Source organism: Nonomuraea sp. NPDC048826 (assembly GCF_043198225.1).
In the GTDB taxonomy this organism is placed as follows: domain Bacteria; phylum Actinomycetota; class Actinomycetes; order Streptosporangiales; family Streptosporangiaceae; genus Nonomuraea.
Genome location: NZ_JBICUQ010000004.1, coordinates 806,941 through 812,949 on the forward strand (window position 1 = coordinate 806,941; position 6,009 = coordinate 812,949).

The 6,009-nt window shown below is 71.1% G+C and carries 4 protein-coding genes; 2 read left to right on the plus strand and 2 right to left on the minus strand.

Features of this window, described 5'->3' with window-relative positions; all coding sequences use genetic code 11:
• Positions 1-32: 32 nt before the first annotated feature.
• Positions 33-1,724: an ABC transporter transmembrane domain-containing protein gene (locus ACGFI7_RS18305; protein ID WP_393405651.1), complete on the plus strand. Its 1,692-nt coding sequence runs from the start codon at positions 33-35 to the stop codon at positions 1,722-1,724.
• The gene (locus ACGFI7_RS18310; protein ID WP_393405653.1) at positions 1,721-3,475 is read left to right on the plus strand and encodes an ABC transporter ATP-binding protein; all 1,755 of its coding nucleotides are present in this window, start codon (positions 1,721-1,723) and stop codon (positions 3,473-3,475) included. The genes ACGFI7_RS18305 and ACGFI7_RS18310 overlap by 4 nt, the downstream gene beginning before the upstream one ends.
• Before the next feature lie 834 nt (positions 3,476-4,309).
• On the opposite strand, the gene ACGFI7_RS18315 is transcribed toward ACGFI7_RS18310, so the two are convergent.
• Positions 4,310-4,786 carry a transposase gene (locus tag ACGFI7_RS18315; protein WP_393405705.1) on the minus strand — a complete coding sequence of 159 codons (477 nt, stop codon included), beginning with the start codon at positions 4,784-4,786 and terminating at the stop codon, positions 4,310-4,312.
• 260 nt (positions 4,787-5,046) lie between these two features.
• Positions 5,047-5,943, minus strand: a complete 897-nt coding sequence (locus ACGFI7_RS18320; protein ID WP_393405655.1) for an IS5 family transposase — start codon at positions 5,941-5,943, stop codon at positions 5,047-5,049.
• Positions 5,944-6,009: the final 66 nt, after the last annotated feature.

Consider the following 6,009-nt stretch of genomic DNA (forward strand, 5'->3'; position numbering starts at 1 on the left):
CGTGGTCCCCGTCGGCGCGGGGGCGGTGACGCATGACGACGCGCCGTGATCTCGGCCCCGGTGGCAGCTCGCCCTGGCGGTTCGTGTTCCGGGGGGTGACCCGCAACAAGGCGCGGATGGCGGGTTTCCTGCTCCTGCTCACCCTGTGGCAGCTCTGCGAGACCCTCGTGCCGGTGCTGATCGGGCTGATCATCGACCGGGCGGTGGCGACCTCCGACTGGACCTGGCTCGCCCTGGGCGGGGCCGCGCTGCTGGTGCTCTTCGGCGTGCTCTCCTCCTCCTACCGCTTCGGCTCGCGGCTGGGGTTCGGCGTCATCCAGCGCGAACGCCACCGGCTCCGTACCGAGATCGCCCGCCACGCGCTGGACGCCCGCGGGGTGCGCACCGACGCGCTCACCGGCGAGACGCTCTCGCTCGCCACCTCCGACACCGACAGCATGGCGTTCGCGCTGCGGTCGCTGGGCTACAGCCTGGCCTCGGCGGCGTCCCTGGCGCTCAGCGCGTGGGTGCTGCTCGGCATCCACACCGGGCTGGGGCTCGTGGTCCTACTCGGGGTGCCCCTGGTGATGGCCGCGGTCCAGGTCCTGACCCCGCTGGTCTCCCGGCGGACCCGGGACCAGCAGGCCGGCACGGCGCACGCGACCGGCATCGCCACCGATCTGGTACGCGGACTCCGCGTCCTGCAGGGCATCGGCGCGGAGGACCGGGCGGCGGCCCGCTACCGGGGGGTCAGCCGCCGGGCGCGGATCGCGGGCATCCGGGGAGCGGAGTCCCACGGCGCGATGCTCGGCCTGACGTCCCTGCTGAGCGGGGGGTTCCTGGCCCTGGTGGCGTTCCTCGCCGGGGATCTCGCGCTGGCCGGTGAGATCACCGTCGGCGGGCTGGTGACCGTGGTCGGCCTGAGCCAGTACCTGGCCGAGCCGATCGAGGCGGTCGGCGGCATCGGCGCCCAGGCCGCCCAGGCTCACGCCTCCGCCGTCCGCATCCTCGGTCACCTCACCGGCAAGCCCCTGGTCGAGGAGGGGACCCGGGCGCTTCCGCCGACCGGCGCCGCGCTGCGGGTGGAGGGGCTGACCGGACGCCGCCTGTCGGGTCTGCGCGTCGTGTCCCGTCCCGGGGAGATGCTGGGCCTGGCGGTCGAGGACCCTGTCTGCGCGAGCGAGCTGATGGACGCGCTCGCCCTCGGCTCGGCCTCGATCACGCTGGGCGGCGTCCCGCTCGACCAGCTCTCCACCGAGGCCCGGCGCGCGCATCTGGTGGTGAGCCCGCACCACGTCGACCTGTTCGAGGGGACCGTTCGCGGGAACGTCGACCCGGCCGGTCTGCTCGACGACGCCGCGTTCGACGCCGTGCTGTCCGCCTCGGCCGCCGACGACGCCGCAGGTCCCGACCGGCCGGTGACGTCCGGCGGCGCCGCCTTCTCGGGCGGGCAGCGCCAGCGTGTCGCGCTCGCCCGGGCCCTCGCCTCGCGGGCGCCGATCCTGGTGCTGCACGATCCCACCACCGCCGTGGACGCCGTCACCGAGCACCGGATCGCCGACGGCATCCGCGACCTGCGGCACCCGCCCGGCGGCGGGCTGATCACCTGGCTGGTGACCTGCTCGCCCGCGCTCCTGGCGCGGTGCGACCGGGTCCTCCAGGTCCGCGACGGCGCGGTGGTGGCCGAGGGCGCCCACCGCGACCTGAGCGCGGCGCCGGACTACCGTGAGCTGGTGCTGCGATGAGCCGCGAACTGCTGCCCATCGCGTCCTGGCGCGACACCTCCAGGTACGCCCGGCGGCTGGTCCTCCGGCACCGGTGGCCGCTGGCGGCAGCGGTCGTCGCGTTCGTCCTGGCCGGTCTGTGCTCCGTGGTGCCGCCGTGGATGCTCGGCAGGATCGTCGACGCCGTGGCCGCCGGTGAGGCGTCGGTCGCCCCGTACGCCGTGGCCATCGCCGTGGCCGCCGTGCTGGGCGCCCTCTGCACCGCCGCCTCGGTCGCGTTCCTGGCCCGCGCCGGCGAGCCCGCCCTGGCCGAGCTGCGCGAGGAGGTCCTGGACACCGCCCTGCACCTCGACGCCCAGCGGATCGAGACGGCCGGGACCGGCGACCTGATCTCCAGGGTCGGCGACGACGCCGCCACCGTGGCGGACTCCCTGGGCGAGATCGTGCCCATGCTGGTGAACTCGGTGGTCCTGATCGCCTTCACGGCGGCGGGCCTGTTCGCCCTCGACTGGCGGCTCGGGCTCGCCGGATTCGTCGCGGCGCCCTTCTACGTGCTGGGCCTGCGCTGGTACCTGCCTCGCTCGGGTCCGCTCCATCGCCAGGAACGCATCGCCCAGGGCGAGCTGACCGAGGCGCTCGTCGGCGGCCTCCAGGGCGCGGCGACGCTGCGGGCCTTCGGCCACGAGGAACGCCAGCTCGCGATCATCGACGACCGTTCGGGCCGGGCCAGGGACCTGAGCCTCACGGTGTTCCGGCTGCTGACCCGGTTCTTCGCCCGGTCCAACCGGGCCGAGCTCATCGGCCTCGGCTCGGTGCTGGCCACCGGGTTCCTGCTGGTGCGGGCCGATGCCGTGTCCGTCGGCGAGGTCACCGCCGCCGCCCTCTACTTCCACCGGCTGTTCAACCCGATCGGCGCGCTGCTGACCGTCTTCGACGCACTGCAGTCGGCCGGTGCGGCCCTGGCCCGCCTCGTGGGCGTCACCCGTCTGCCGCGCCCCGCCCGGCGGACGGCCGCCCCCACCGCGCCGGGGCCGCTGGTGCTCGACTCCGTCAGCCACTCCTACACGCCGGGGCATCCCGTACTGGCTCCCACCTCCCTCACCATCTCCCCCGGCGAACGGGTCGCCGTGGTCGGCGCCAGCGGGGCGGGCAAGACCACGCTCGGCGCCATCGCCCGCGGTGTCCTGACGCCGACCGAGGGCGTGGTCTCGCTGGCCGGTCACCCGTACGAGACCCTGGACCCTGGAGACATCCGCACCCGGATCGCCCTGGTCAGCCAGGACGTCCACGTCTTCGCCGGCACCCTGCGTGACGCCCTCACCCTGGCCGCTCCCGACGCGGACGACCGGCGGCTGTTCGAGGCGCTGCGAGCCGTGGGCGCCGACGGCTGGTCGGCGGCGCTCCCCGACGGCCTCGACACCCGGATCGGCGACGGCGGCCACCCGCTCACCCCCGCCCAGGCGCAGCAGATCGCCCTGGCCAGGGTTCCGCTGGCCGACCCCTGGTTCGTCGTCCTCGACGAAGCGACCGCCGAAGCGGGCTCCGCCGGGGCCCGCGACCTGGAGCAGGCCGCTCGCGCCGCCACCGACGGCCGCGGCGCCCTCATCATCGCCCATCGGCTCACCCAGGCCGAAGCCGCCGACCGCATTCTCGTCCTGCACGAAGGGACCGTGGTCGAACAGGGAACCCACACCGAACTGCTCGCCCGCGGCGGTCGGTACACCGAGCTCTGGCAGGCGTGGACCAGCTCAGCCGAACCCCAACCGACGTGAATCGCGCCGACCGACACTTCTCCAAACGCTGGAGACCATTCTCGACGAGCCCTCGACTGCTTGGAGATGCCGATGAACACAGCTCAACCAGCCTGCCCTACCAGTTGGAGCACCACACAAATGAACCGAGTTGCTCTCGCCGGTCCCTGAGAGAGCCGCAAGTCTCACATTGCCCGCGAGCTCGACGGTTCGCCGGATGCGCCGACACGTGGAACCCACTCCCGCCGGAGAGGTCTAAGCTGCCCAGCACGGCAGGTCACGGAGCCGCGCTGTGCGATCGACGACAACTACAAATCATCCCTGCACCCCCGGCTTCAAGCGCCTGTGACACCGTGGTGCGGAAGGACGGGTCCATCCGGACTGTCCTGTGGGGGATCTTCTCCATCCTGCTCCGCCCAGCACAACTGCTGTGTCTAGAACCACTGGGCCGTGATCACTCAGGTCACCTCATGAACCCGGCCTGGCAAAACTCGCTAAGAGCAAACTGAGTGGCGCCTCCAGCCGCATCCGGACTCGCCGCTGGCTGGACCATAACCACCAAACCGCTGACCGCCTATGGCTTGGACGAAGGGCCCGCCAGGTCCGACCGAATGGTCAATTCCGACAGGCCGCTGCGCTTCGCCGTCGAGGCGCGGGTCCAGTGCGTGGCACCAGTTGATGTCTCCTCCAGCATGGCCCAAACACACGCATGCCTGGTCCAGGCTGGTTGTCGGCGGGCAGCAAGTGTGCCTCATCGACCGACTCGTCCAGCCCGCAGGCGCAGGAACCCATGACCGCCACTCCGAGACCGTGTCCGGATGAACCTGCAACTCAGCAACGATCTACTAGCTGTCCTTACCGCCCGCCGTGCAGCCCATCATGATCGTCGCAGCGCATCGCCAGAATCTGCGCGGACTTAGAGCGCCTAACGTAATGAAGTGAGGCGCCACCAGCAGATGAGGGCGCAGGCCAGCTTGAGGAAGGCCTCCTGGATGTCGGCCCGGACTTCCCAGCGGATGTGCAGTCGGCGGAAACCGTGCGGCAGGGCGAAGGTCTGCTGGACGACCCATCACTCTTGCCCAGGCTTGAGCCGTGTTCAGTGCCGCGGCGGGCGATCGGCGGGCAGACCTGCAGCTCGCACACCAATGCGCGGTACTTGTCATGGTCGTAGCCGCGGTCAGCGAGCACGACGTCGGGACGCTGGCGGGGCCGGCCGCGCTTGCCACGCACCTTCGGAATGGCATCCAACAACGAGCGCAGCTGGGTGACGTCATTGCGATTCGCGCCGGTCAAGATGACGGCTAACGGGATGCCGGTGGCCCCAGTGATCAGGTGATGTGATTGCTATCGGTCCGCCCTCAATCGACCGGGGACGGGCCGGTCTCCCCCTTTAACGCTCTGATCAGGAAGAGTCCACCACGGCCCGGGAGAGTCAAGTGCGTCGGCCGCCCGCAGCCGATCGTGCAGCACCTCGTGCAGCCGCTGCCCTTGTTCCACTCCGCCAGGCGCCGCTAGCAGGTCATGTCCGAGCCGAGCTCCTGCGGCAGGTGCTCCCAGGCGACTCCGATGTGCAGCACGAACTAGGTCGTGTTTCATAAGGCATTGAGCCACTGGTTGATCGCAGCGATGATGACGACGGCCTCGTAGCGTACGGCGAGCTTGTCGTAACGGGTTGCCATGCCGCGGTTGCCTTTGAGCAGGTTGATGCCGCACTCCACAGCATGACGCAGCCGGTAGAGCGCGGGGTCGAAGGCCGGTGGGCGGCCTCCCTTCGATCCCTTGGCTCGCCGGTGAGCGTCCTGGTCGGCCTTGCTCGGAATGCACGCCTTGATCCCACGCCGGCGCAGATGAGTCCGGTTGGCCTTGCTGGTGTAGGCCTTGTCGGCCAGGACCCGATCCGGGCGGGTCCTGGGACGGCCACCGCCGAGGCGGGCCACCCGGATCTTGCCGAGCACCGGGATGAACTGCGGGCTGTCGCCCCGCTGCCCGGCGGTCACCACCGCAGCCAGCAGCTTGCGACCCTGCTCGCAAGCCAGATGGGTCTTGGTGGTCAGCCCGCCGCGTGAGCGCCCCAGCGCGTGATCGGCCGGCTCGCTGTGCACCCCGCCGGGTGGTTCCTTCTGCAGGTGGCCGTCCCGGCGGGCTCCGGCCGCGTGCTGGTGAGCCCGGGTGATGGTGGAGTCCACGCTGACCGTCCAATCGATCTTCACGGCGGCGTCCGCACACGCCTGCAAGGCCGCCAGGATCCGCGCCCAAATCCCCTCCCGCTGCCAGCGCCGGAACAGGCCATACACGGTGAACCAGTGGCCGTAGCAGGCAGGAACGTCCCGCCACGGTGCCCCGGTCCGGATCCGCCACCGGATCCCATCGATCAACTGCCGCCTGCTCCACTTCGGCGGACGCCCTTTGCCCGATGCGGCAGGCAGATGCGGCTCCAGTGCCGCCCACTGCGCGTCAGTGACCTGACTTGGCTCACGTTTCAAGATCACGACTGAGTGCAGGCCGCTGACCTTGTGGTTCTCCGCTGAGGGCGGCGAAAGTGCGCACTAAATCGA